General features: G+C 74.6%; 17 protein-coding genes. 11 read left to right on the top strand and 6 right to left on the bottom strand.

Annotation, left to right across the window (positions count from 1 at the left end; genetic code table 11):
- The first annotated feature begins 120 nt into the window (after positions 1-120).
- The 4 genes from AC6I72_RS34225 to AC6I72_RS34210 all read left to right on the top strand — a co-directional run bounded on the left by AC6I72_RS34225 (position 121) and on the right by AC6I72_RS34210 (position 10247).
- Entirely contained in the window at positions 121-2415 is a 2295-nt protein-coding gene (locus AC6I72_RS34225) for a serine/threonine-protein kinase (RefSeq protein WP_498005349.1), read from the top strand.
- A gap of 125 nt (positions 2416-2540) precedes the next feature.
- Positions 2541-3389: an EamA family transporter gene (locus AC6I72_RS34220; protein WP_498005348.1), complete on the top strand. Its 849-nt coding sequence runs from the start codon at positions 2541-2543 to the stop codon at positions 3387-3389.
- 637 nt (positions 3390-4026) lie between these two features.
- Positions 4027-4353: a hypothetical protein gene (locus AC6I72_RS34215; RefSeq protein ID WP_498005347.1), complete on the top strand. Its 327-nt coding sequence runs from the start codon at positions 4027-4029 to the stop codon at positions 4351-4353.
- A gap of 704 nt (positions 4354-5057) precedes the next feature.
- Positions 5058-10247: a hypothetical protein gene (locus AC6I72_RS34210; protein ID WP_498005346.1), complete on the top strand. Its 5190-nt coding sequence runs from the start codon at positions 5058-5060 to the stop codon at positions 10245-10247.
- A gap of 108 nt (positions 10248-10355) precedes the next feature.
- Here AC6I72_RS34210 and AC6I72_RS34205 read toward each other — a convergent pair whose 3' ends face one another.
- Positions 10356-11291 (bottom strand): LysR family transcriptional regulator, encoded by a 936-nt coding sequence (locus tag AC6I72_RS34205; RefSeq protein WP_498005345.1) that lies wholly within the window; start codon positions 11289-11291, stop codon positions 10356-10358.
- 85 nt (positions 11292-11376) lie between these two features.
- Positions 11377-12111: a nitroreductase family protein gene (locus AC6I72_RS34200; RefSeq protein WP_498005344.1), complete on the bottom strand. Its 735-nt coding sequence runs from the start codon at positions 12109-12111 to the stop codon at positions 11377-11379.
- A gap of 136 nt (positions 12112-12247) precedes the next feature.
- Between AC6I72_RS34200 and AC6I72_RS34195 the strand changes: the two genes are divergently transcribed.
- The 3 genes from AC6I72_RS34195 to AC6I72_RS34185 all read left to right on the top strand — a co-directional run bounded on the left by AC6I72_RS34195 (position 12248) and on the right by AC6I72_RS34185 (position 14645).
- Positions 12248-12751, top strand: a complete 504-nt coding sequence (locus AC6I72_RS34195) for an Lrp/AsnC family transcriptional regulator (RefSeq protein ID WP_498005343.1) — start codon at positions 12248-12250, stop codon at positions 12749-12751.
- 685 nt (positions 12752-13436) lie between these two features.
- Positions 13437-14147: a DUF4232 domain-containing protein gene (locus tag AC6I72_RS34190; RefSeq protein WP_498005342.1), complete on the top strand. Its 711-nt coding sequence runs from the start codon at positions 13437-13439 to the stop codon at positions 14145-14147.
- Between the two features lie 108 nt (positions 14148-14255).
- Positions 14256-14645: a VOC family protein gene (locus AC6I72_RS34185; RefSeq protein WP_498005341.1), complete on the top strand. Its 390-nt coding sequence runs from the start codon at positions 14256-14258 to the stop codon at positions 14643-14645.
- Positions 14646-14693: 48 nt separating this feature from the next.
- Here the strand turns inward: AC6I72_RS34185 and AC6I72_RS34180 are convergent, their stop codons facing one another.
- Positions 14694-15452 carry a DeoR/GlpR family DNA-binding transcription regulator gene (locus AC6I72_RS34180; protein ID WP_498005340.1) on the bottom strand — a complete coding sequence of 253 codons (759 nt, stop codon included), beginning with the start codon at positions 15450-15452 and terminating at the stop codon, positions 14694-14696.
- Positions 15453-15574: 122 nt separating this feature from the next.
- Between AC6I72_RS34180 and AC6I72_RS34175 the strand changes: the two genes are divergently transcribed.
- Complete coding sequence (locus AC6I72_RS34175) at positions 15575-16315, top strand: NUDIX domain-containing protein (RefSeq protein WP_498006435.1); 741 nt, start codon at positions 15575-15577, stop codon at positions 16313-16315.
- Here AC6I72_RS34175 and AC6I72_RS34170 read toward each other — a convergent pair.
- Positions 16273-17205 (bottom strand): NAD(P)H-binding protein, encoded by a 933-nt coding sequence (locus tag AC6I72_RS34170; RefSeq protein ID WP_498005339.1) that lies wholly within the window; start codon positions 17203-17205, stop codon positions 16273-16275. The two genes, AC6I72_RS34175 and AC6I72_RS34170, sit on opposite strands and share 43 nt — an antisense overlap.
- Positions 17206-17267: 62 nt before the next feature.
- Between AC6I72_RS34170 and AC6I72_RS34165 the strand changes: the two genes are divergently transcribed.
- A complete protein-coding gene (locus AC6I72_RS34165; RefSeq protein ID WP_498005338.1) occupies positions 17268-17870 on the top strand; it encodes a TetR/AcrR family transcriptional regulator in 603 nt (200 codons plus the stop codon).
- 109 nt (positions 17871-17979) lie between these two features.
- Here AC6I72_RS34165 and AC6I72_RS34160 read toward each other — a convergent pair whose 3' ends face one another.
- Positions 17980-18945: an alpha/beta fold hydrolase gene (locus tag AC6I72_RS34160; protein ID WP_498005337.1), complete on the bottom strand. Its 966-nt coding sequence runs from the start codon at positions 18943-18945 to the stop codon at positions 17980-17982.
- Positions 18946-19396: 451 nt separating this feature from the next.
- On the opposite strand from AC6I72_RS34160, the gene AC6I72_RS34155 reads away from it, so the two are divergent.
- Complete coding sequence (locus AC6I72_RS34155) at positions 19397-20065, top strand: response regulator transcription factor (RefSeq protein WP_498005336.1); 669 nt, start codon at positions 19397-19399, stop codon at positions 20063-20065.
- A 202-nt stretch (positions 20066-20267) separates the two neighbouring features.
- On the opposite strand, the gene AC6I72_RS34150 is transcribed toward AC6I72_RS34155, so the two are convergent.
- On the bottom strand, positions 20268-21143 hold the full coding sequence (locus tag AC6I72_RS34150) for an SDR family oxidoreductase (RefSeq protein ID WP_498005335.1): 876 nt from the start codon (positions 21141-21143) through the stop codon (positions 20268-20270).
- 374 nt (positions 21144-21517) lie between these two features.
- Here AC6I72_RS34150 and AC6I72_RS34145 point away from each other — a divergent pair, with 374 nt between their 5' ends.
- On the top strand, positions 21518-22222 hold the full coding sequence (locus AC6I72_RS34145) for an RraA family protein (RefSeq protein WP_498005334.1): 705 nt from the start codon (positions 21518-21520) through the stop codon (positions 22220-22222).
- Positions 22223-22227: the final 5 nt, after the last annotated feature.

Here is a 22227-nt window from a genome sequence, read left to right as displayed (position 1 = left end):
CGTCTCCCGGTGGTGTGATGCTTCTGCGAAGGCCTCACCCCGCCGCTTCGGGGGCCGGCCGCCGGAGCGTTCCCGTTCCGTATGGTGGTCCGTGAACTTCTGGGCGACCGAGGGGGGCACGTGCCGCTGCACAAGGAGGACCCGCGGTCCGTCGGCGGCTACAGGCTGGTCGACCGGATCGGGGCCGGCGGCATGGGCATGGTCTACCGGGCCAGGGCGCGTTCCGGGCGCGAGGTCGCCGTCAAGGTGGTGCACGCGGAGTACGCGCAGGACTCCGTCTTCCGGACCCGGTTCCGGCACGAGATCGAGGCCGCCCGCCGGGTCAGCGGTGCCTTCACCGCCGCCGTGGTGGACGCAGACCCGGAGGCCGCGTCGCCCTGGATGGCCACCCAGTACGTGCCCGGACCGTCGCTCGCCGCCCGGATCCGCGACCGGGGCCCGCTCCGCGTGACCGAACTGCGGCCCCTGGCCCTGGGCCTGGTGGAGGCGCTGCGCGACATCCACCGTGCCGGGGTGGTGCACCGCGACCTGAAACCGGCCAACGTACTGATGGCCCCGGACGGTCCCCGCGTCATCGACTTCGGCATCTCCCGCGCCGCGAGCCACCACACCCTCACCGAGACCGGGCAGGTGATCGGCACCCCGCCCTTCATGTCCCCGGAACAGTTCACGGACGCGCGGACCGTCGGCCCTGCCTCGGACGTCTTCTCGCTGGGCGCGCTGCTCGTGTACTGCGTCACCGGCCGCGGCCCCTTCGACGCCGACAGCCCCTACCTGACCGGTTACCGGGTGGTCCACAACCAGCCCGCACTGGACGGGGTCACCGGGTCCGTGCGCGCGGTGCTGGAGCGGTGCCTGGCCAAGGAACCGGCCGACCGGCCCGGAACCGACGAACTCGCACGCGAGTTCGCCCGGGTCCTGCCGGAGCCGTCGCCGGGCGAACCGGAGACGATGACGCTGCGGCTGCCCGTCGGCGCGTCCCCGGCCGGTCCCGGCACCTCCCCCTTCGCGCGGGCGGGCGGCTCCGGCTCCGCGCGGACCGGCAGACCGGCGCCCGCACCCGGAGGCGGCCCCTCCCTCGCCGACACGGCGGCCGTCACCCGCCGCCCCCGCCGGCGCGGGCCGCGGCTGCTGCCGGCCGTGGCCGTGACCGGCGCGCTCGCCGCGGCCACGGCCGGCTACCTCCTCCTGGGCCCGCGCGGCGGTGACGAGGCGGCACAGGCGACCTCGGCGGTCGCCGGCCGCTGGGGCACGCTCCCCACCGGCTGGAAACCGTGGCAGACGACCGCGTCCGCCCCCGCGGCCAAGGGCGTGAAGAAGGCGCCGGGGTACGAGGGGAACAGGTCACCTGCCTGCGTACCGGACGCCGGCGCCCTCTACTGCGCGGGCAGCGCGCTGCTGCCCGAACGAATCGACGCCACCACGGGACGTACCCTGTGGCGCTCCGGCATCGCACCGGCCGGGCTCCCGGCCGACCGCTACGTCACCACGGTCCTCGGTGCCCACGAGGGCGTGGTGCTCGTCGAACTGACGGTCACCGGTGAGGACGGCAGGGGACAGGCGCAGTCCGTCCTCGCACTCGACGCCGTGAGCGGCGCCGAGGTCTGGTCCCACCCGGTGCGCACCGACAGCCTGGGTTCGGTCTACGCCGCGGGTGTGACGCTGACGCAGGAGGGCGACGGCCGTACGGTGACCGTCCGCTCGGCGCGCGACGGCGCCGTACGCGGCAGGACCCCCGTACCCGCCGGGTACGACTGCCTGCTGCTCGCGGTCGACGACCGCCCCTACGCGGAGTGCGCCGCCCAGGCGGAGGGCGTGCACGACACGAGGTTCCTCGTCGTCGATCCCGCCGACGGCTCGGCGCGCGCCCTGGCGTCCCCCGCCCAGCCCAGGAGCTTCGTCGGGGCCGGGGACGGAAAGCTGGTCTTCGTGGAGGCGGACGACCGTCCCGTGACCAACAGCCCCGACCAGGTCTACACCCGGATCGTGCGCGTCGACCCGCGCACCGGCACCCGCACGCCGACGCCGCTGCCCCAGCGGTACCGGGGAGGAACCCCGGCCCTGGCGCACGGCACGCTCTACTTCGTCACCTCCAGCGGCCTGGTCACGGCCGTCTCGCCGGTGACCGGGGCCCGGCTGTGGCAGAGCCACACGAGCCTGGAGACACCGGGCCCGGCCTCGGTCGACCCGAGCGGGCGCACGGTCTACCTGGCGGGCGGGAGCGGCCGGGTGGCCGCCCTCGACACGGCCCGCGGCACCCTGCTGTGGGAGTCGTCCGCACGCGCGGAGGTGCTGGACAACGGCCTCCTGCCGACCGTGTGGTTCAACCAGGGCGCCCTGGTGCTGGCGGCCTCCGACGGTACCCTCTTCACCCTCGACCCGGCCCACCCGAGGCGGAGACCCACCCCGGCCTGACCCGCCGGCCGCCCCGCTCCCCGGCAGTCCTGCGACCGCCCGCTCCCGACGCGCCTGCTGCCTGCGCGCGGTGAAGTGTGGCCGTCCGGGCGGCTGGAGACGGGGACGCCGGGCACTCGCAGCGGATGGGTGTCCTTCTCGCGCTGGCTTCCGCGGTCTGCTACGGCTTCGTCGACTTCGCCGGCGGACTGCTGTCCCGCCGGGTCCACTTCGCCGTGGTCACCTTCCTCGGACAGAGCGGGGGCCTGCTGCTCGCGCTCGCTGCCGCACTTCTGGCACCCGCCGAAGCGGTCCGGGCGTCCGACGTGATGTGGGGTGCGCTCTCCGGGGCCGGGAGCGCCATGGCCATGCACTTCCTCAACCGCGGTGTGAGCCGCGGAGCCATGAGTGTGGTGATGCCGGTGAGTGCCGTCACCGGGGTGGCCCTGTCCGTGTGGGGCGGGGTGTTCTTCCTCGGTGACCGTCCCACGCCCCTGGCCTGGGTGGGTATTTGCGTCACCGTGCCCGCCCTGTGGCTCGTGTCCGCCGGCGGCAGCGGCGGTGGGGACGGCGCCGGGACGCGGTCCGCGCCGGTGCTGACGGACGGGCTGGCCGCAAGTGCGGGGGTGGCCGCGCAGTACATCGGCCTGGCCCAGGCGGATCCGGCGAGCGGTCTGTGGCCCGTGGCCGTCGGCCGCCTCGCGGCTGTGCTGTTGCTCCTGCCGGCCACCTGGCGGCACACCTGCGAGTTCAGGCGGTCCGCCGGGCAGGCCGGCCGGGCGGTCCTGATCGGAGCGGGAGCCGCCCTCGGCCTCATCCTCTATCTCTGGGCCACCCGGGAGCAGATACTGGCCGTCGCCGTCGTCCTGGCCTCCCTCTACCCCGCTGTCCCGACGGTCCTCGCCCTCGTGGTGCTGCGCGAGAAGGTCACCCGCGTGCAGGCGACAGGACTGGTGAGTTCGGCCGCCGCCGTCATCCTGCTCAGCCTGGGGTGAACGCCGGGCTCACCGACGGCGTCCCGGTTCCGCGGAGGTGCCGTCGGGGACGAGGACGACCTTGCCCAGGGGGTGGTCGTGTTCCAGGTGGGAGCACATCGGCAGCATCCTCGCCAAGCTCGATCTGCCTCCGGGGACGGGACTCACCGCAGGGTCCTGGCCGCCCTCACCTGCCTGCGGGCCCCACCCCGGTCCTGCGCGCCGGACCGCCCGCCTGAGCAGCGGCTGCCTGGTGGGGCAGCTACGGTGTCCTGCTTCCACGTCTGCCTCCGCGCCCGCACCAGCCCCCACATCCCTCGGTCTCGTGCCGGCCGTCATGGTCGGGGACGTAGCTGGGCGCGTGACAAGGGACGCGGGGTCCGCACCGCTGCCCCCGGTCACTGAGGCATGCCCTGTCCGGCACGCACGGTGAACCGGTGGCCGGCCGGGCCGCCTGCCGGAGGGTGCGCTTGCGGAGCGGGAGGGCGCGTGTACGGAAGCTCCGGAGGGGCGCATACGGAGTGCGGGACGGCGTGCGTACGGAGTGCGGGATGGCGTGGGTACGGAAGTGTGTGCGCGGCCGGGGCGGGTAGGCGCCGCAAGCGGATCAATTGATTCCGCTTTGGCTCTGCCGTCGCGTGAAGCAGGAGGAACAACCGTGAACAAGCTGATGCGGCACCTCACGACCACGGGTATCGCCGCCGTGGCCGCCGGAGGGGCACTCCTGGCCGGCGGCGGTTCCGCGGTGGCGGCCACCGCCCCGCAGCACAGCGCGCGAGCGCACTGCCCGCCCGCGCTGGCGGCCGGCCACGGGCCCTCCCGGCGGTCCCCCGCTCACCAGTACATCGACCCCTGGGTCCTGGATCAGCTGCGCGTGTTCGACCCGGCGGCCGCCCGGCGGATCACGGTGTTCGACCCGTGGGTCAGGGACCAGCTGGCCCAGTTCGAGGGGCAGGCGGCCCGGTTCGACGGGCAGGGGAGCTGAGAGCGGACCCACCGCGGCCTCTCCGCGGAACCCAGCGGCCCCCGCGGGCCCCCTCCGCCACCCAGGCGACTTCCTCGGACGCGCAGGCAGCCGCCGGCCGACGGCGTCGCCCGGGAAGCCGACCAGGGGCGACGACGCGGCCGGGTGCGAGCGGGGGCCGCGGAACCGTCCGCTTCCCTGCTCCGGAGTACGAACATGAACCGCAGGTCAACCTGCCCCCAGGCCTGGCCTCGGTACACCGAGGCCGCCCGGTCGCACCACCTCCCGGCACGGCGGCTTCCTACCGGACGCCTTCTCCTTCGACACCGTCTTCGGAAGCCGCGCTGCTGCCGCTGCTCGCCGCCCTGCCCGGCTCGCTCCCGCCCGGCTCGGCCTGCCGGGTCACGCACCTGGAGCGGGTGCGGTTCCACGGCGACCTGCCCGAGGAGTTCTGGGCGCACACCACGTGCGCGTCCGTGCCGTCGCCGGTGAGCCGGCGGCGCCGCACCCCAACCGGCGACCCTCCCCCCGTCCGCCACGGCCGGATGGGGCGGTCGACCGGACCGCGTCGCCCCGCTCCGAGCCCTGCGGAACCTCCCCGGCCCGCCCGGTGATCCAACGGCGGGTGAACCCGGTATGGCCCGCGGGTGTGGACCGGGCGACGGTTGGGGCCCGTCGCCGCGCACCCCCCGTCCTGGGCCTGATCAGCCATTACGTTGAAACTCGTGCGCACACAGCAGCAGCCGGGGAACGGCACGGCCAAGGACGAGCAGCAGGGCCGCCGCCCCTCCCGCCTCCCCGGACCGGCGCCTTCCGGGGCCCCGTCGCCGTCCCTGCTCGCCCTCCAGCGGGCCGCCGGGAACGCGGCCACCACCCGTGCCCTGCGAGGCCCGGGACGGCAGCCGGCGCCCGCCATCAACGAGAGCACCGAGCAGGGCCTCGCCCTGCCGCCGTACCTCACGGACCTGACCGCGGCCGGACTGTCCACCGCGTACGGCCTCACCGGACACGCGTTCGTGCGCGACGCGGTGACCCGGGCCGTCGGGCACGGCGGCGGCACGGTCGACGAGATCGCCGCCGAACTGGCCGGACGGCCGGAGACGTTCTTCGGGCAGGGCCGTGCCTTCGCCGTCCGGGGCGCGAGCGGCACCCAGTGGTTCGACGTCACCGTCACCGTCTCCCGCGCCCCCGACGACGAGCCGCCGCTCTTCCTGCCCGCCAAGGACATCGCGACCGCCGTCCCCGACCCGTACACGGGCCCCCTGGCGCCGCTGGACGAGGCCGTCGGCAAGGACACCAAGGTCGACGTCCAGCACAACACCGCGGCCACCGCGGCCACCACGGCCGACGGATCCTCGAGCCACGGCCTGGGCGGCACGGCGTTCGGCCTCGCGCCCGTCGCCCCCGGGCTCTGGCTCGGCGCGGCGGCCACCGCCGGCGTGCACCCCTGGCAGTCCTCACGGGAGACGCGCGGCCAGCGCAACGTGGCCGAGCCACGGGTGCTGCGCAGCGACTCGGGCTCGGTCGAGGTGCCGCGCAAGATCCGGTACGGCGTCCGGGTGCGGAGCCACGACGGCGCGGAGGTGTCGGCCGCCAGCGGACCCGGCACCCTCACCCAGCGGGTGCCCACCGAGCACCTGGTCCCGGCGCGCAGCGGCCCGCAGGCCGGCGTGCGGCGGGTCGGCCCGGACACCGCCCGGCGCGTCTCGCTCGCCGACTCCCTCGCCCCGCTCGGCGTGACCGACACCGCCGCACCGCACCAGGGCGGCGGCGGACTGTTCGACGCGGTCGCCTCCGTCCTGCACCCCTCCCTGACCGCCCCCGGCGCACCGGGCCGCGCCCGGCTCTACGCGGTCACGTCCACCACGAGCGTGCTGGAGGACCTGCCCCGGCTGCTGCGCGACGGGGTCCTCGGCGAGGACCTGGAGTCCAAGGACGGCAGGACCGCGGGCAGTTACCGGATGAGCGCGCAGATCACCGGCCTCGCCCCCGCCTGGAGCACCGGCAAGACCCAACTGCGCACCCACCAGCAGACCCAGCACACCGTCACCGACACCGCGGGCAAGGGCCGGGCGCTCGCGGGCGGTGTGGGCCCGGCGGCCGGTGTCGGCGCCGCCGGCAACGCGGCGGTGGTGCGCGGCACCGTCATGCCGGTCGCGGCCGCGCGCTCGGCGCGGTTCACCGTGGCCGAGCAGAGCGTGACGAGCCGTCAGGGCGCCGAGGTCCGGGGCGAGAAGGTGCTCTACCGCGGCACCGTACAGCTCACCGTCGAGGGGACGGGCCCGCGCTCGGCCCGGTCGGTGCTGAACCCCCGGGCGCGGGTCGCCGTGCACACGATGGACGTGCTGATCAGCCTGCGCGCCGACGAGGCACAGGAGCTGGGGCTGCAGCTGCCCCCCGGCGTGCGGGCCGGCGAGTTCGTCAGGAAGCCGACGCGGACCGTGGTGGACGCCGAGGGCCGCGAGAAGCAGGAGGAGGTCGAACGCCACCTCCCGTTCGGGGCCATGGGCTCCAGCGTCGCGCTCAGCGCCCTCGACACCCGGCCCATGATCCAGGCCGTGCAGCAGCTGTTCGCCGTCGACCCCCGGCTGGCCGGCTATCTGCCCTCGTTCGGAGCCGACACCGCCCCGACCCCCGCCGACGGTGAGGAGGCCGCCGCGCAGCGCCACAACCAGCGGGAGCTGATGGCCGCCCTGTCCGAGACCAACCTCCGCGTCAACAAGGACCAGTTGCTGTCCACCGGCATCCGGGTACGGCTGCGCCGCAAGGGCACCCTGCACTCCCACGACGTCCAGATCCGGGTCAAGGGCACGCTCGGGAAGGCCGACTACCTCGGCGACACCGAGGACTGGCTGGTGCGCAGCCACTCCGGTGTCGCGAGCAACTCGCAGAGCGGACGCAGCAGTACGCGCTCGATCGGCGGCATGGTCCTCGGCCAGGCCCGGCTGGTCCCCGGCGCCCTGACCGCCTCGGCCCGCTACGACCGCGGCCGCAGCGGCACCCGCCGCAACCAGGCGGGCCCCACCACCCGGACGGACGTCCTCACCAACGGCTCCGAACAGGCCGCGACCTTTGCGGCGGCCCTGCGGCTGGACGTGCACGTCACCATGACCTCCCGGAAGCGCAAGCTCGCCCGCGGCCTCACCGCCGGCTCCCCCGGCCGGGACGCGCCGGAGCCCAGCCGGCTGGCGCGTCTGCACCTGGGGGAGCAGGACGTACGGCTGCGGACGGCAACGGAGTTCACCCTCGACGACGCCGGGAAGGAGCGGCTCGACGAGATCGGCGCGCCGGCTCCCGGTCCCGAGGCCGCGGTGGCCGCCGAGGGCATCGGCGACCTGGCCGGCCTGGTCCCGGCCCCGGCGGCCGGGCAGGCCCTGCGCGACTGGCAGCTGGTGGAGACCGTCGGCGACGGACAGCCGCTGCGGGACCTCGCCTTCGGGCTGCTGTCCCGGGCCGCGGCCCGCGGCCGGGCGGGACACGAGGACCCCGCGCTGGCCACGGAGGGGCTGGCGCCGCGGCTGGCGATCGAGGAGCGGCTCAGTCCGCAGGCGATCAGGGCGTCGCTGCGGCAGGCCGCGTCCTCCGGCTGGGTGGTGAAGAACCTGCGCTACCCGCGCCGCCTGGCCGCGCTGAACGGCGCCGTCGGCACCCGGCTGGCGCTGGCCAACCCCCGGCTGCTGCACGAGGGCGCCGGTCCGGGCACCGAGACGTTCGTGCTCGGCGGCCACCAGGCGGCCGGGCAGCAGGGGACGGCCACCACCGACTCGGTGCAGGTCGGGGTCACCGGCCTGGAGAGCGGCACCCACTGGCGCGCGGCAGAGGGACTGTCCGGGTACCGGAGCCAGGGCGAGAGCCGGACCGAGGCCACCGCCCTGTCCGGCACGGTGGAGCGCAACGCCCACACCCCCCGCAAGGCCCCCCTGTACCTGGTGCTGTGCGATCTGCTGGTCACCATGGTGGCGGAGGTCAAGGTCACCGGCGGCGGTCCGTACACGGCGTCCGCGGCCCGGACGCTGCCGGCGACGGCCGCCGTGTGGCTGACGGCCGGGCAACTGCGGGCGGCGGGCCTGGACCTTCCGGAATCGGCCCGCAAGGCGCTGAAGGCGGACGGGACGGGGGCCGGAGGCCGTCCCGCGGCCGGGGACACGGGTGAACGGGAGCGGGCCGCCACCGCGACCGGCGGCACCGCACCGACCGACCGGACCGCGACGGGGAACACCGCCACGCATGAACAGGCCGCCGCCGGCGCCGGGAACACGGCGGCACGGGACCAGGCCGCCACCGGGGCCGCGGACACGGCGGCCGGCTCCCGGCGGCAGTCCGCCGCGGCCCTGCCCGGATCCCTCCCGCTCGGCTTCGGGATGATCGAGGACCTGCCCGCCTTCGTCCCGCTGCTGGAAGGCCTGCGTACGAACCTCGGCACGCGCCACCGGAGCCTGGCCGCCGAACTGCTGCCCAGACAGCAGCTCAAGGACCGCAACGACAACGTGCAGCGGCTGCTGCGCGTCCTGGACCGGGACGGCGCCGCCGGTCTGCTGGGAAGCGCCATGGACGGCGGGGTCACCGTCGAGCTGTTCGACGGACGCCGGACGCCCTACTGGGCGGTGTTCAAGGTGACGCGACTGGGCGACGACGTCACCGAGGGCGCGGCGGACGACGGCCGCGACATGGAGTACATCACCTCGGCGGTCGCCCAGGAGGCCACCGTGCGGGAGCAGGGCGTGACCACCGGCGCGGAACTGACCGTCGGCGCCGGCGGCCGGCCCGACGGCGGGGCAGGGCAGTTGAAGAGCACCGGTGCAGCGGGCGGTCTCGGCGCAGGCCGGGGCGCATCGCACCGGCAGGGCTCCGCCTCCCGGGGCCAGCTCGGCATGAAGACGGTCGCGGAGGCCAAGACGGCCAGGTCGACGAAGCTGCGGCTGCCGATCACGGCCACCCTCGAACTCTACGAGGGCGACCGGCGCATAGGCCTGGCCTCCACCGGCCGGACCGCCTTCACCTACCGCATCCTTGACAACGACCTCAAGGCACTCGCCCGGGTGGCCGCCCCCCGCAGGACGGCCACCACCGCCCCGGCCCCCGGCACGCAGGAGGCCCGCCCGGCCCGCCTCGGGGCCTGGCGCGCCCTCGGCGCGAAGCTGCCGATGGAGGCCCAGGTCAACGGGTTCCAAGGCGCGCCGGCCGTACGGCAGTTGGTCACCGAGACGGTCCGGGCCGCGGGCGGTGACCCGAGGTACCGGGAAAAGGGCCAGTCGGCCGCGTACACCCTGAACGAGGCCCTCTCCACCGAGTGGCTGACCGCGGCGCTGCCACTGCTGACCTCCTCCGGAGTGGACCTGCCCCCGGTGCACGCCACCGGGGTCGAGGGCCAGGACCTGCACGTCTCCCTGCACGCGCGGCTGCGCCGGGGACGGGTCCTGGGCGTGGGCGACAAGATGACCTTCGAGACGGTCGGCCAGAGCACCCTGGACGCGCCCCGCCCCACCCAGACCGACGGCCAGAGTTCCCACGGCCAGGGCAGGTCCGCGCACGGCCGGTTCGGCGGCGGGCTGGTCGACGCCGACCAGTTCCGCCTCAACCAGCTGACGGGCACCACCGGCGGCTCGGGCGGCGCGGCCGACGGGGCGGTCAACGCCTCCGGTTCCATGCCGCTCCACAAGCCGAAGCTGGAGTCGGTCCTCGTCCAGTTCTCGCTGGGCGTACGGGTGGTGGCGCGGGTGGACAACCGGATGCGTTCGTCCCGTACGGCCACCGCCGTACGGGAGCTGTCGCTGCCGCAGCCGGTGGTGGTCCGCATGCCGGCGCCCATGGTGCGCCACATGCTGACCACGCAGGCCGCGTATCTGCTGGACCCCGCCGACCACCTGGGGCTCCTGGGGCTCCGCAAGGCCGCCGCACCTCCGCCGCCGAACTGAACGGCCCTGGCGCGCCCCGGTCCCGCCGCGCACCGCGGGACCCGGGGGCGGGGAAGTGGGGAGGCGGGACGTGAGGAGGTGAGGACCAGGAGACCGGGCGCGGGACGCTCAGCGCGGAACCACCCAGTCCGGCACCCAGGTCCCGGCGGCGCCGTGCCCGGCCGGGCCGGCGGTGAGATGGGCGCGGAGGGTGGGCAGCGCCGGGTGGGGATTGTCGCGGTGCCACAGGAGCGAGTGCGGGTAGACGGGCGTCGGGCCGGTGACCGGGATACGGCGCAGGCCGTGGCCGGCCGGCCAGATGAGGCGGGTGTACTCGCCCATGAAGGTGGCCAGGGCCGGGGTGTCGGCGACGGTGTCGAGGAGCGCGTCCGAACCGAAGTTGGGCCCGCTCGCCTCGATGGTGAGGCCGAACTCGGCGACGAGGTCGTCGTAGTAGGCGGCCCACTCGGTGCCGGGGACGATCCCGGGCATCCAGATCCGGTGCCCGGTGAGCTGCGCGACGGTCAGCGACCGGGCGCCGGCCAGCGCGTGGGCGGGGCCGGTGAGGAGCTGGAGCGGCTCGTCGAGCACCCGGACGGACTCGATGTCCTCGGGAAGAGGCCGCCCGGGCACGCCGACGGCGCGGAAGGACGCGTCGAGCGTACCGGAGCGGAGCGCGGCGACGGCCGTGCCGATGTCGGACAGCATCACCACGTCGAGGTCGATCTTGGGGTGCGCGCGGTGGAAGCCGCGCATCAGGCCCGAGGCCGCGCCGCGCGAGTTGATCACGTCCACGCGCAGCGGACGGCGGCCGGTGCGCACGGAGGCGACCGCCCGCTCGGCGACGCGCAGCAGCTCACGGGCGTGGGGCAGGAACGCCTGTCCGTCGACGGTGGGCTCGGCACCCCGCGGCGTGCGGGTGAACAGCCGCACCCCGAGGTCGCGCTCCAGTGCGGCGACACGCTTGGAGACGGCCTGCTGGGTGATCGACAGGTCGGCGGCGGCCTTCTGGAACTGGCCCGATTCGACGACGGCGACGAAGGTGCGTACCGCTTCGAGGTCCATGCCGTGCCACCCCAGATCCCGTCGTCACGTTCCCGTCCGCCGCGATTCCACGACAGGAGCCGGTGAGCCACCGAGGGTACCTCCTCTACAGGACCGGCCCCCCGGGCGGCGGGGACGTCGGCCGGTCCCGCCCGGGCCGGCCGGCCGGGCTCTCGGCGATCGCCTCCGCCAGCGGCTTGCGTGCCAGGTCGGGCACCTCGCAGTCGGCCGCGGCGTAGCCGACGGGGAAGAGGATGTAGGGCCGTTCGTTGCCGGGCCGCTCGCAGATCTCGGTGAGGAAGCGCATCGGGTTGGGCGTGTGGGTCAGGGTGCTCAGGCCCATCGCGTGCAGGGCGGCGATGAACAGGCCGCACGCGATGCCCACGCTCTCGTTCACGTAGTAGTTCTTGCGCAGCGAGCCGTCCGGCAGCACCGTGCTCTTCTCGGCGAAGCAGACGACGATCCACGGCACGACGTCGAGGAAGGACTTGTCCGAATCCGTCTCCAGACGCGCGAGCGCGGCGCGCCACTCGGGCGGGATCCGCCCGCCCTCGTAATTGACCTTCTCCTCCTCCTCGGCGGCGAGCCTGATGCGGTGCTTGGTCTCGGCGTCACCGATCACGGCGAACTTCCACGGCTGGAAGTGGGCCCCGGAGGGGGCGGTGTTCGCGGCGGCGACGGCGAGGTCGACGCACGCGCGCGGGACCGGCTCGTCACTGAAGAACCGCACGCTGCGCCGGCGGTCGAGGAAGGACACGAAGTCCTTCCCCCGCCGGACCATCTCGGCCTCGTCGTACCGGTCGGGCCGGTAAGGGACGAACGGGTGGGTGTGCTGCCTCACGACTGCTCCTCGCGGACCGGGAGCCCACAGCGTGGGCCACCGGCAGCCGAATGGGCAACAGAGTCGGCATCCCGTTGCTAATCTGACAGCCGATGAGGTGTGAGGGTGCCTCACAGGTCACAGATCGGCAGGAACGGTGGCACGGCAGGGACTCGACGCGCTCGACGGCCGGATGCTGCGTCTGCTGAGGGAGTGTCCGCGTGAGGGCCTGCTGGAGATCGCCCGCCGGCTCGGCGTCGCGCGCGGCACGCTGCAGGCCCGGCTCGACCGGCTCACCGCTTCCGGCGTGGTGACCGGCTACGGACCGGACGTGGACGTCGCCGCTCTCGGTCACGGGGTCGAGGCGTTCACCACGTTCGAGGTGGACCAGCCCGCCCGCGAGGCCATCACCGCCCGCCTGCGGGCCGTGCCGCAGATCGTCGAGGCGCACGTCGTGACGGGCCCCGGCGACATCTGGTGCCGCATCGTGGGCGTGAGCAACCAGCACGTGCAGCAGGTGATCGACCATGTTCTCGAGGTCCCGGGCGTCCGGCGCAGCACGACGGTCATCGCACTGAGCGCGGTCGTCCCTTACCGGGTGCAGCCCCTGGTCGACGAGGTGGCCGGTCTCTCCGGGGACCCGGACGCACGCCTTTGGTAGTCCGGCGGCGCGTTCACCGTCTCGTCGTCATGCGGTGAGGACGAGAGTGGCGTCGTGCCCGCCGGAGCCGAGCGAGCCGGCCGGCGCGGCGGACCACCGCCCGGTGCGCCGCTCGCCCCGCACCACGTCCGGTTCCCCGCGCGGGTCGGCTTCGTCGGGGTTGCGCGTGGCCGGCGCCCGTGCCGTCCGCGAGCGCGCAGAGCGCCGCCATGGCGTGATCGGGCCAGGCTGCTGAGGGCGAGTCAGGAGAGGAGGTGAACGAACCACCGGCGAGAGAGTGTCACCTTCCGGCGACCCATGGCGGGCGGGGCGGTGCCGCCGGACGAGGGGGGCCCGACCCCGGCCGGCCAAGGTCCCGCCCGGAGCCGGGGGGTGGGCGTGGGCGTGCATGCCGCGCCTGGGACACTGGTCAAGATCCACCGGGTCACGGGTCTGTCCCGGCGGACGGTGCTCCCCGGCAGGCGCGAGAGGGGCGCTTGCGGTGGTGGCGCGCGTCGTGCGCCGAGGCGTGTCACAGGGATGTATCAGCGGGCGCCGACGGGGAACGGCTCACCGAGGCCGACGAGTCCTCTCGGTCAGAATCGCTCGCCGGTACCGAGACTCCCGCCGACGCCCGCCGACTCGTACGGAGGGGTACGGACTCGTACCGAACGGCCGGTCCCCCACAACCGAACTGAGGAAAACGATGCGCGTTCACAAGCTCACCTTCGCCGCCCTGGCCGTCGCCGCGAGCCTCTCGCTCACCGCCTGCCAGAACGACGACGGCGGCACGACGGGACAGAGCGACCCGTCGGCCGCGTCCACCGCGTCCTCCTCGGGCGGCGGGACGGGAGCGGGCGGCGGCTCGGGCCAGGGCGGCGGCGCGCAGGACTCCGAGGGCGCCGGCTCGGCCGGGAGCGGCACGGCGGGCAAGAACTCCTCCGGGCAGGGCGCGGCCGCGGGCACCGGATCCGACGCGGCGGGCACGACCGGCAAGACCGGCAGGTGCCGTACCGACGAGCTGGAGATCACGGCGGCGGACAACACCATCGACGGCGACCCCGACCGCACCGTCGCCGTGACGATGAAGAACCGCGGCGGCCGGGACTGCACGATCTCGGGGTACGCGGGCGTCGACCTGAAGCTCAAGGAGGGCTCGCTGTCCGCGAAGCGCACGGGTGAGAAGGCCACCTCGTCGGTGCTCAGGAACGGGCAGTCGATCGCCTTCGGCATCCACTACCCCACCAACGACACGGGCGGCTCCGGCGTCCGCGTCACGGGGCTGCTGGTGACGCCGCCGAACGAGACCAAGACGGTCACCCTCGCGTGGCCCGGCGCCGCCACGCTGCCCGTCACGGACAGCACCGCCTCCCAGGTGACGGTCGGCCCGGTGGGCAGCGCCGGCCAGGGCGGCTGACCGCACGTCCGGCCGGCAAGGCGCCGCAGGCCGGCCTGCGGCGAGACGCGCCGCGCACCGCGCATTCGACACCACCGCCCTGCCCCGCCGCCCTGAGAGGATCGGGGCATGGCTGACTCATCTGTGCGGATCAATGCCCTCATCGTCGACGCCGGGGACCCGGAGCGGCTCGCCCGCTTCTGGTCCGAACTGCTCGGCAGGCCGATCGTGGGCCGTACGGGACCGTACGTATGGCTGCGGCGGGAGAACGACCTGGGCCTGGGCTTCCAGCGGAACGCCGGGCCCAGGACCGGCAAGAACCGCATGCACTTCGACGTCAGTTCGGCCGACCCCGCCGCCGAGCAGCAGCGGGTCGAGGCGCTGGGCGGGCGCAGGCTGGAGCAGTACGCCGACGGCGGGTTCCTGGTGATGGCGGACCCCGAGGGCAATGAATTCTGCATCATCCCCGAGGGGCCCTTCGAACTCGACGACGAGGGACGCGCGCACTATCTCGGCTGACCGGCACTCCGGCACGGGGCCACGCGCGGGACGTCCCGGACCGGAGTGTCAGACGGCTGCCAGGATCTCCACCCCGAGCGCCTTGAGCTGTTCGACGACGGTGTCGCGGGGACCGGCGTCGGTGATCAGGCCGCTGATCCTCTCCCAGGGCAGGACGCGGAACGGTGAAGCCGTGCCGATCTTCTCCGAGGAGGCGAGGACGTAGGTGTCCGCGGCCCGTGCCGACAGGGCGCGCTTCATCGCCGCCTCCTCGGCGTCTCCCGTGGTCAGTCCGGCCTCGGGGTGCACCCCGGTGACACCGAGCAGGAAGATGTCCGCGGAGACGTTCTGCGCGGCCTCGACCGCGGCGGCACCGCACGTGACCGCCGAGTGCTTGAAGAGGCGCCCCCCGAGCAGGAAGAGCTCCGCCCGGGGATGGTCGAGCAGCGCCGCTGCGATCGTCGGGCTGTGGGTGATCACGGTGCAGGAGAGGTCCCCGGGGAGCGCGCGGGCGACGGCGAGGGCGGTGGTGCCGCCGTCGAGAATCAGCGTGCCGCCCGGGCGCACCAGCCCGGCGGCCGCCGCGGCCACCTTCCGCTTGCCGTCCGGGGCCACCGCCTGCCGGGCGCCGTAGTCCGCCACCGCTGGAGAGACGGGCAGCGCGCCGCCGTAGACCCGCTGGCACAGCCCCTCGGCGGCCAGATCGCGCAGGTCGCGCCGCACGCTGTCCTCCGAGATGCCCAGTGCGGCGGCGACTTCCTTCGCCACGATCTTTCCCCTGCGGGCGAGCAGACCGAGCAGGTGCTCACGTCGTTCAGCGGCCAGCATTCACGTTTCCCCTCATTCAGATCCCCCTGCGTTAATAATCGTGCCTGTTCTTGCACGATCCTGCGTGTATCTTAGCGCCTGTGACCGACCATCCCCAGCTCGTCGTCCCCGACGAGACCCGTGTGACAGGCCGACCGGGCATCGACATCCCCGACCACCGCGGGCGCACCGGCCTCGACCGGGCCGGCCGGGGCCTCGACCGCAACCCCGGCGTCCGGGTGCGCGACGTCGAACTCACCTCCCAGGGCTGGCACGTCCTGCGCCGCACCACCTTCGACTACCGCCGCCGCGACGGACGGTGGGAGACCCAGCAGCGCGAGACCTACGACCGCGGCAACGGCGCCGTCGTCCTGCCCTACGACACCGGGCGCGACCGCGTCCTGCTCACCCGCCAGTTCCGCTACCCGGCCTACGTGAACGACCACCCCGACGGCATGCTCGTCGAGGCCGCGGCCGGGCTGCTCGACGCGGACGACGCGTACACCGCGGTCCGCCGCGAGAGCGCCGAGGAACTCGGCGTGACCCTCGGCCCCCTCACCCACGTCCTCGACGCCTACATGAGCCCCGGTTCCGTCACCGAGCGCCTTCACTTCTTCGCCGCGCCCTACACCCCGGCCGACCGGACCGGCGCCGGCGGCGGACTGGAGGAGGACGGCGAGGACATCGAGGTCCTCGAACTCCCCTTCACGGAGGCCCTGGCCATGACCGGCGACGGCCGCATCGCGGACGGCAAGACCATCCTGCTCCTCCAATGGGCGGCCCTGCACGGACCGTTCGCCCCGCGGCGCGACGGGCGAGAGCCGCTCACCCGGGGCGAAGTTCAGCCGGACGAGACCGGGGCGTGCCCGAACGCGCCGGCGTGATCTGCGACCCAGCGGGAGAACGTCCTCGGCGGCACCCCGAGCACGTCGGACACGGCGGAGGTGACGTGGGCGGGCCTCCCGAGCGTCGCGCCCCAGGCGCTGAGCAGCATGTCGACGACCGGGCGCGGCGCCTTCCCCTCCGTCCGGCTGCGGAACTCCTCCGGCGACAGCTCGCTGAACCTGACCGGGCGCCCCAGCACCTCCCCGATGATCTCCACCTGCTCCGCCTGGCTCAGCGACTCGGGGCCGGTGAGGACGTAGTCACCGCCGGCATGCCCGTCCTGGTACAGCGTCCGCGCCGCGACGGCCGCGACGTCCCGGTCGTCGACGGGCGCGGTCTCGGCGGCGCCGTAGGGCCACCGGACGACATCGCCCGCGCGGACGGCGGGACCCCACCAGGCCGACGCGTTGGACGCGAGCATCCCCGGCCGGATGACCGTCGACTCGACTCCGGTGGCCGCGATGAGCCGCTCGATCCCGGCGTGGAGCGCCGCCATGGGGTTCGGCTGCTGGAAGAACGGGTGCGGTGTCCGGTGCGGCGAGGACAGGAAGACGATGCGCCGCGTGTGGGCCGCCAGCCGCCCGACCACCGCCTCGGCGGTCGCCAGCGGCGCGGTCCACAGGAGGAAGACGGCGCCGGTGCCCCGCAGCGCCCCGTCGAGAGACGCGGGCACGGTGAGGTCCCCGGTGACGGCTTCGACGCCGGCCGGCAGCGTCGCCGCCGCTTCGGCGCGTCGCGTGAGGGCGCGGACCGGCACGCCCGCGCCGAGGAGCTGGTCGATGACCGCGCGTCCGATCCGGCCGGTGGCCCCGGTGACGAGCACCGGGGGCGTGTGGGGCCGGGCCGGCAGGGAGGCGGTGTCCGCTTCGGGAAGGTCTGTCTGAGTCACCCGCGCATCAAAGCGTTACTGGGTTAAAAAAGCAACTCGGTTAAGAATGTTATGCTGAGCGAGTGATCGAGCCGACGGGGCTGCGCGCCCGCAAGAAGGCGCGGACCCGTGACGCCATCGCCGAGGCGGCGGTCTCCCTGTTCCTGGCGCACGGATTCGACCAGGTGTCGGTCAGCGACATCGCCGCGGCGGCCGAGGTCTCCAAGCCCACCCTCTTCCGGTACTTCCCCACCAAAGAGGACCTGGTGCTGCACCGGTTCGCGGACCACCAGGGTGAGGCCGCGCGCGTCGTGCGTGAGCGCGGGCCCGGCGTCTCCCCGATGGCGGCGCTGCACCGGCACTTCCGGGCCGGCCTCGACCGGTACGAGCCCGTCACCGGCCTGTGCGACCATCCCGCGGTGGTGGACTTCCACCGTCTCGTGTTCACCACGCCGAGCCTGGCGGGGCGGCTCACGCAGTACATGCTCGAGGACGAGCAGGTGCTGGCCGAGGCCCTCGATCCGGGACCGGACGTCCAGGCACGGCTGAGAGCGGCCCAGGTGCTCGCGGTCCAGCGGGTGCTCGCCCGCACCAACTGGCAGAAGATCGCCGACGGGCGGCCCGCCCGCGACGTGCACCCCGAGGCCGTCACCGACGCCGACCAGGCCTTCGCCCGGCTGCGGTGACGGGGCGGCTCCCTTCTGCGCCGAGCGGCCGGAAAGACCTCGTCCGTCCGGCCGGACGACCGCGCGCAGCAGGGAGTTCACCGGCCTCCCGGTGACGGGCCGCGCAGGGTCACGGGCGCTGCGGGCAGGAGCGGAGGAAGTCGAGGAGGGCCGCGTTCACCTCGGCCGGGCGTTCCTGCTGGGTCCAGTGTCCGCAGCCCGCGAGCTCGACAGGCCGGCGCCGCAGGCCGGGCATCCGGCCGGGAAGGCTCGCGATGAGTTCGGGCGCGCCGGGGAAGGCGGGAACGGGGTCGCGGTCGCCGTAGACGTACAGGGCCGGCGTGGTGACGACCGCATCGGCCCACGGCGCGGTCAGTTCCCAGTTGCGGTCGAGGTTGCGGTACCAGTTGAGCGCACCGGTGAAGCCCTCGGAGAAGCTCTCGGTGAGCGCGTCGAGGTCCTCCTCGGTGAGCCAGCCGGGCAGCGTCTCGGGATCCGGCATGGCCGCGAGCCAGCCGCGCTCCGGGTCGACGAGCGGCTGCTTCACACCGCCGGGAGCATCACCCGAGGCCGAGTAGATGAACTTCCGCAGCGCTGTGCGCGTGTCCCGCCCGAACTCGGCGTCGGCGACACCGGGGCGGTCGAAGTAGTTCCAGTAGAAGCGTCCGCCGAACGCCCTGTCCATGGCGGCCAGCGGCGGCTCCTTGCCCCGGAACGGCGGCGGCACACTCAGCCCCGCCACCCCGAGGACCATGTCCGGGCGCATCAGCGCGGTGTGCCAGGCCACCGGCGCCCCCCAGTCGTGCCCGACGACGTACGCCCTCTCCTCGCCCAGCGCCCGGACCAGCCCGACGACGTCACCGACCAGGTGCAGGATGGTGTACGCCCCGACGTCGGCGGGGTGGTCGCTGCGGCCGTAGCCGCGCTGGTCCGGGGCGACGACGCGGTACCCCGCCTCGGCCAGCGGACCGAACTGGTGGCGCCAGGAGCGCCAGGACTCGGGGAAGCCGTGCAGGAGCACGACCAGGGGGCCTTCGCCCTGCTCGGCGATGTGCAGCCGGATTCCGTTCACATGGACCACGCGGTGTTCGACCATGGGCCGAGCGTACGCGCCGTCACCCGGCGCGGGGAGGCGCCTTCCCGGCGGCCGGTTCCCTCCGCGCCGCCACCGTTCAGGGCCTGTCCGGCGGATCGGACCGCAGGGAACTCACAGCGCCTGATCGGTCCAGGTCAGCGGGGGCTGGTGCGTGCGGACGCAAGGCGGAGGAGGGAGCCGGCGCGGCGCGCCGGCGAGTGACGGCGACGCCGCAGGCGGGCGTGCCGGGCCCCACGCCGGGGGCGTGATCCGCCGGAGGGGGCCTGGGCCCTGTCGTCGAATTCCCGGCCGCCCCGCGAAACCTGGCACGCCCTCTCGCCGCACCGGGCGAAAGCCCGAGTACGCCCAGTACGGGGGGACTTCCGCCCGGCACGAGAGCACGCACCGGACGCCGCGGGCCCGCCCTCCGGTTGACGACGGGAATGTGACGACAGCACTAGAGTCGGGCGCCATGCGCATACTCGTCGTGCAGCACGATCCGGGCCTCGCGGCACTGATCTCCGGGTGTCTGCTCCGGATCGGCTTCGACACCGACACGGCCGCCGACCTCGCCGACGCCGGCCTCAAGTTGGGCGCGAGCGCCTGCCACGGTCTCGTGGGTGACCGGGCGCAGCCCGACGGGGACGTCCTCCGCCTGGTCGCCGCCCACCGCCGGACCGGCTGGACCCGCCCGGTCCTGATGCTCACCGCGCTCGACTCGTACGCCGAACGGGTGACCCTCATCGAGCAGGGCGCCGACGACCACCTGGTCAAGCCCTTCACCACCGCCGACCTCACCTCCCGTGCGCTCGCCCTCTTCCGCGCCCCCGTGGCTGTCGGCCAGGGGCCCCGGCTGCGCTTCGGCGATCTGGAACGGAGCGCGCACGGCGGCCGGTTCACCCGCGCCGGGGTACCGCTGTCCCTGACCGTCACCGAGGAGGCGGTCCTCCAGGCCCTGATGCTGGCGGGCGGCGCGCTGGTCACCCGTGACCGGCTGGCCCTGTGCTGCGCCGGCGACGGGCACCCGCCGGACTCCGACGCGGTCGACGCACTGATCGGCCGGCTCCGCCGCCGGCTCGGCCACCCGGACCCGGTCCAGAGCGTCCGAGGGATCGGCTACCGCCTGGTCGGCCCCGCCTGAGACAGTGCCCTCGGCGGACCGGCCGGGAGGCCCGGACCCGTGCCCGCGTCCGGGCGCGCGGCCGCCGGCGGAGGGGGGCCGGCGACGGCGGGCGCCCCGCGGCACAGGAGCCGCCCCGCACGCCGGGTCGCGGCGGCACCCGAAGCCCCGGGCCGGCCCGCACGAGGGCCGCCTCGCGCCCCCGTACCGCCCCGTGCGCGGATCACGGACCAGTCTGGTCGGCCCGGCCGCCGGCGCCCAGCAGTCCCGTGGTCTCGAACGGCTCGCCGGCCGCGAGGCGGGGGAGTTCGCGGCGCGCCACCCAGGTGACCACGGGCGGCATCGCGGCACGTACGAGCTGGGCCGCCCGGAGCCACCGCGGTACGTAGACCGAGGGGCGGCGCCGTTCGATCGCGGTGACCAGCCGGTCCGCCACGTGCTCGGCGCCGTACACCTTGCGCGCCGGCGGCGGCATGTGGCCGCGCAGTTCCCGCAGCGCCGGATGCCGGTCGGAGTCGCGGATCATGTCGGTGTCGGTCCAGTTGATGTACGCGATGCCGACGCCCACGCCCCGGTGGGCCACCTCCGCCCGCAGCGAGTGGGCGAACGACTCCGCCCCGGCCTTCGAAGCGCAGTACGCGCTCATCATCGGAGCGGCACCGAGGGAGGCGAACGACGCCACCTGGAGGAAGTAGCCGCGGGTGCGGAACAGGTCCCCGAGGAACGTCCGGGCGGTGACGGCACTGCCGATGAGGTTCACCTCGACCACGCGGCGCCACACGGCGGGGTCGGAGCCGGCGAACGGGCCGCACTCGGCCACACCCGCGTTGGCGACCACGACGGAGGGCGGGCCGAGCCGCGCGCGGACGGCCTGCCCGGCCCGGGCCATGTCCCGGTCGTCCGTGACATCGGCCGACCAGTACTCGCTGATGCCGGGCAGCGACGCCTTGAGCCGTGTCAGCAGCCGCTCCTCATGCCCGAGCAGCGCCACCTTCGCCCCGCGCGCGGACAGTTCCCGGGCCATCGCCGCGCCCAGACCGCGTGCCGCTCCGGTCACCACCGCCGTCCGTCCGCGCAGGGGGTCCTCGGTGACCGGCATGGAACGGTTCCTCTCACGCGGCGGTGTCCGTCCCGCCCACCGTAAGGACGGACGGCCCCGACGGCATGCCGGCAGCCGTCGCACACCTCGGCGCGGCGCGCCCTCAACGGGCCGGGAGACCGTCCCGGCGGACGCCGGGACGCGGGGCGCGAGGCATACCGTAAGGTCCCGCCCCGTGGGGTTGACGCAGGGGAACATCGTCGCTCGGGCGGACACCGTACCGCCCCGCCTCACCGCGTGCGCGCCGTCCCCGGACTGTCCGGCCGGTGCGGCCGCGGGCCGGGGACGACCGCACTCGACCGCGATGACCGGCCGGCACCACCGTCTGCCGGCCGACCTGCGCGGCGGACACACCGAGAGCAAGGAGAACCCTGATGGACACCCGTGAACTTCAGCGCCTCTACGCTGATCTGACGACCCCTCACGTCGCCGACGCGATCACGCGGCTCGGCCTCCCCGTACGGCACGCCCCCGCCGACGTACGTCCGCTGTGGACGGGCTCCCACGTCGTCGGCCCCGCCCGTCCCGCCCGGCACTTCGGCAGCGTCGACGTGTTCCTGGAGGCCGTCGGGCACGCCCGCCCGGGGGACGTGCTCGTGGTCGACAACGGCGGCCGGGACGACGAGGCGTGCGTCGGCGATCTCGTCGCCCTGGAGGTCCAGCGCGTCCAGCTGGCCGGAATCGTGATCTGGGGCCTGCACCGCGACTCCCGCGAACTGCGTGACATCCGCCTGCCGGTCTTCAGCCAGGGAGCGCTGCCCGTCGGCCCGCAGCGGGTCGATGCCCAGGAGCCGGACGCGCTCGCCCGTGCGCGGTGCGGCAACGCCACGGTCACCGGCGAGGACGTGGTGCTCGGCGACGACGACGGGGTCCTCTTCTTCCCCGCCGGCCGCGCCGCCGAGATCGCCGGGACCGCGACGGCCATCCGCGACACCGAACGGGCCCAGGCCACCCGGATGCGGCTCGGTGAGACCCTCCGCGAACAGACCCGGTTCACCGACTACCTCGCCGCCCGCGACAAGGAGGGCATCACCTTCCGCCGGCACCTGCGCGCCATCGGCGGAGCCGTCGAGGAGTGACCGGC

This window comes from Streptomyces sp. Xyl84 (assembly GCF_059731885.1).
Note: the sequence above shows the minus strand (reverse complement) of the source record. Positions and strands in the feature narration are given on the sequence as shown.

What these genes read in the sequence shown, in the direction of transcription:
- AC6I72_RS34220 (WP_498005348.1), top strand. Translation starts at nt 2,541, where the DNA reads ATGGGTGTCCTTCTCGCGCTGGCTTCCGCGGTCTGCTACGGCTTCGTC.
- AC6I72_RS34205 (WP_498005345.1), bottom strand. Translation starts at nt 11,291, where the DNA reads ATGGACCTCGAAGCGGTACGCACCTTCGTCGCCGTCGTCGAATCGGGC.
- AC6I72_RS34190 (WP_498005342.1), top strand. Translation starts at nt 13,437, where the DNA reads ATGCGCGTTCACAAGCTCACCTTCGCCGCCCTGGCCGTCGCCGCGAGC.
- AC6I72_RS34185 (WP_498005341.1), top strand. Translation starts at nt 14,256, where the DNA reads ATGGCTGACTCATCTGTGCGGATCAATGCCCTCATCGTCGACGCCGGG.
- AC6I72_RS34180 (WP_498005340.1), bottom strand. Translation starts at nt 15,452, where the DNA reads ATGCTGGCCGCTGAACGACGTGAGCACCTGCTCGGTCTGCTCGCCCGC.
- AC6I72_RS34160 (WP_498005337.1), bottom strand. Translation starts at nt 18,945, where the DNA reads ATGGTCGAACACCGCGTGGTCCATGTGAACGGAATCCGGCTGCACATC.
- AC6I72_RS34155 (WP_498005336.1), top strand. Translation starts at nt 19,397, where the DNA reads ATGCGCATACTCGTCGTGCAGCACGATCCGGGCCTCGCGGCACTGATC.
- AC6I72_RS34150 (WP_498005335.1), bottom strand. Translation starts at nt 21,143, where the DNA reads ATGCCGGTCACCGAGGACCCCCTGCGCGGACGGACGGCGGTGGTGACC.
- AC6I72_RS34145 (WP_498005334.1), top strand. Translation starts at nt 21,518, where the DNA reads ATGGACACCCGTGAACTTCAGCGCCTCTACGCTGATCTGACGACCCCT.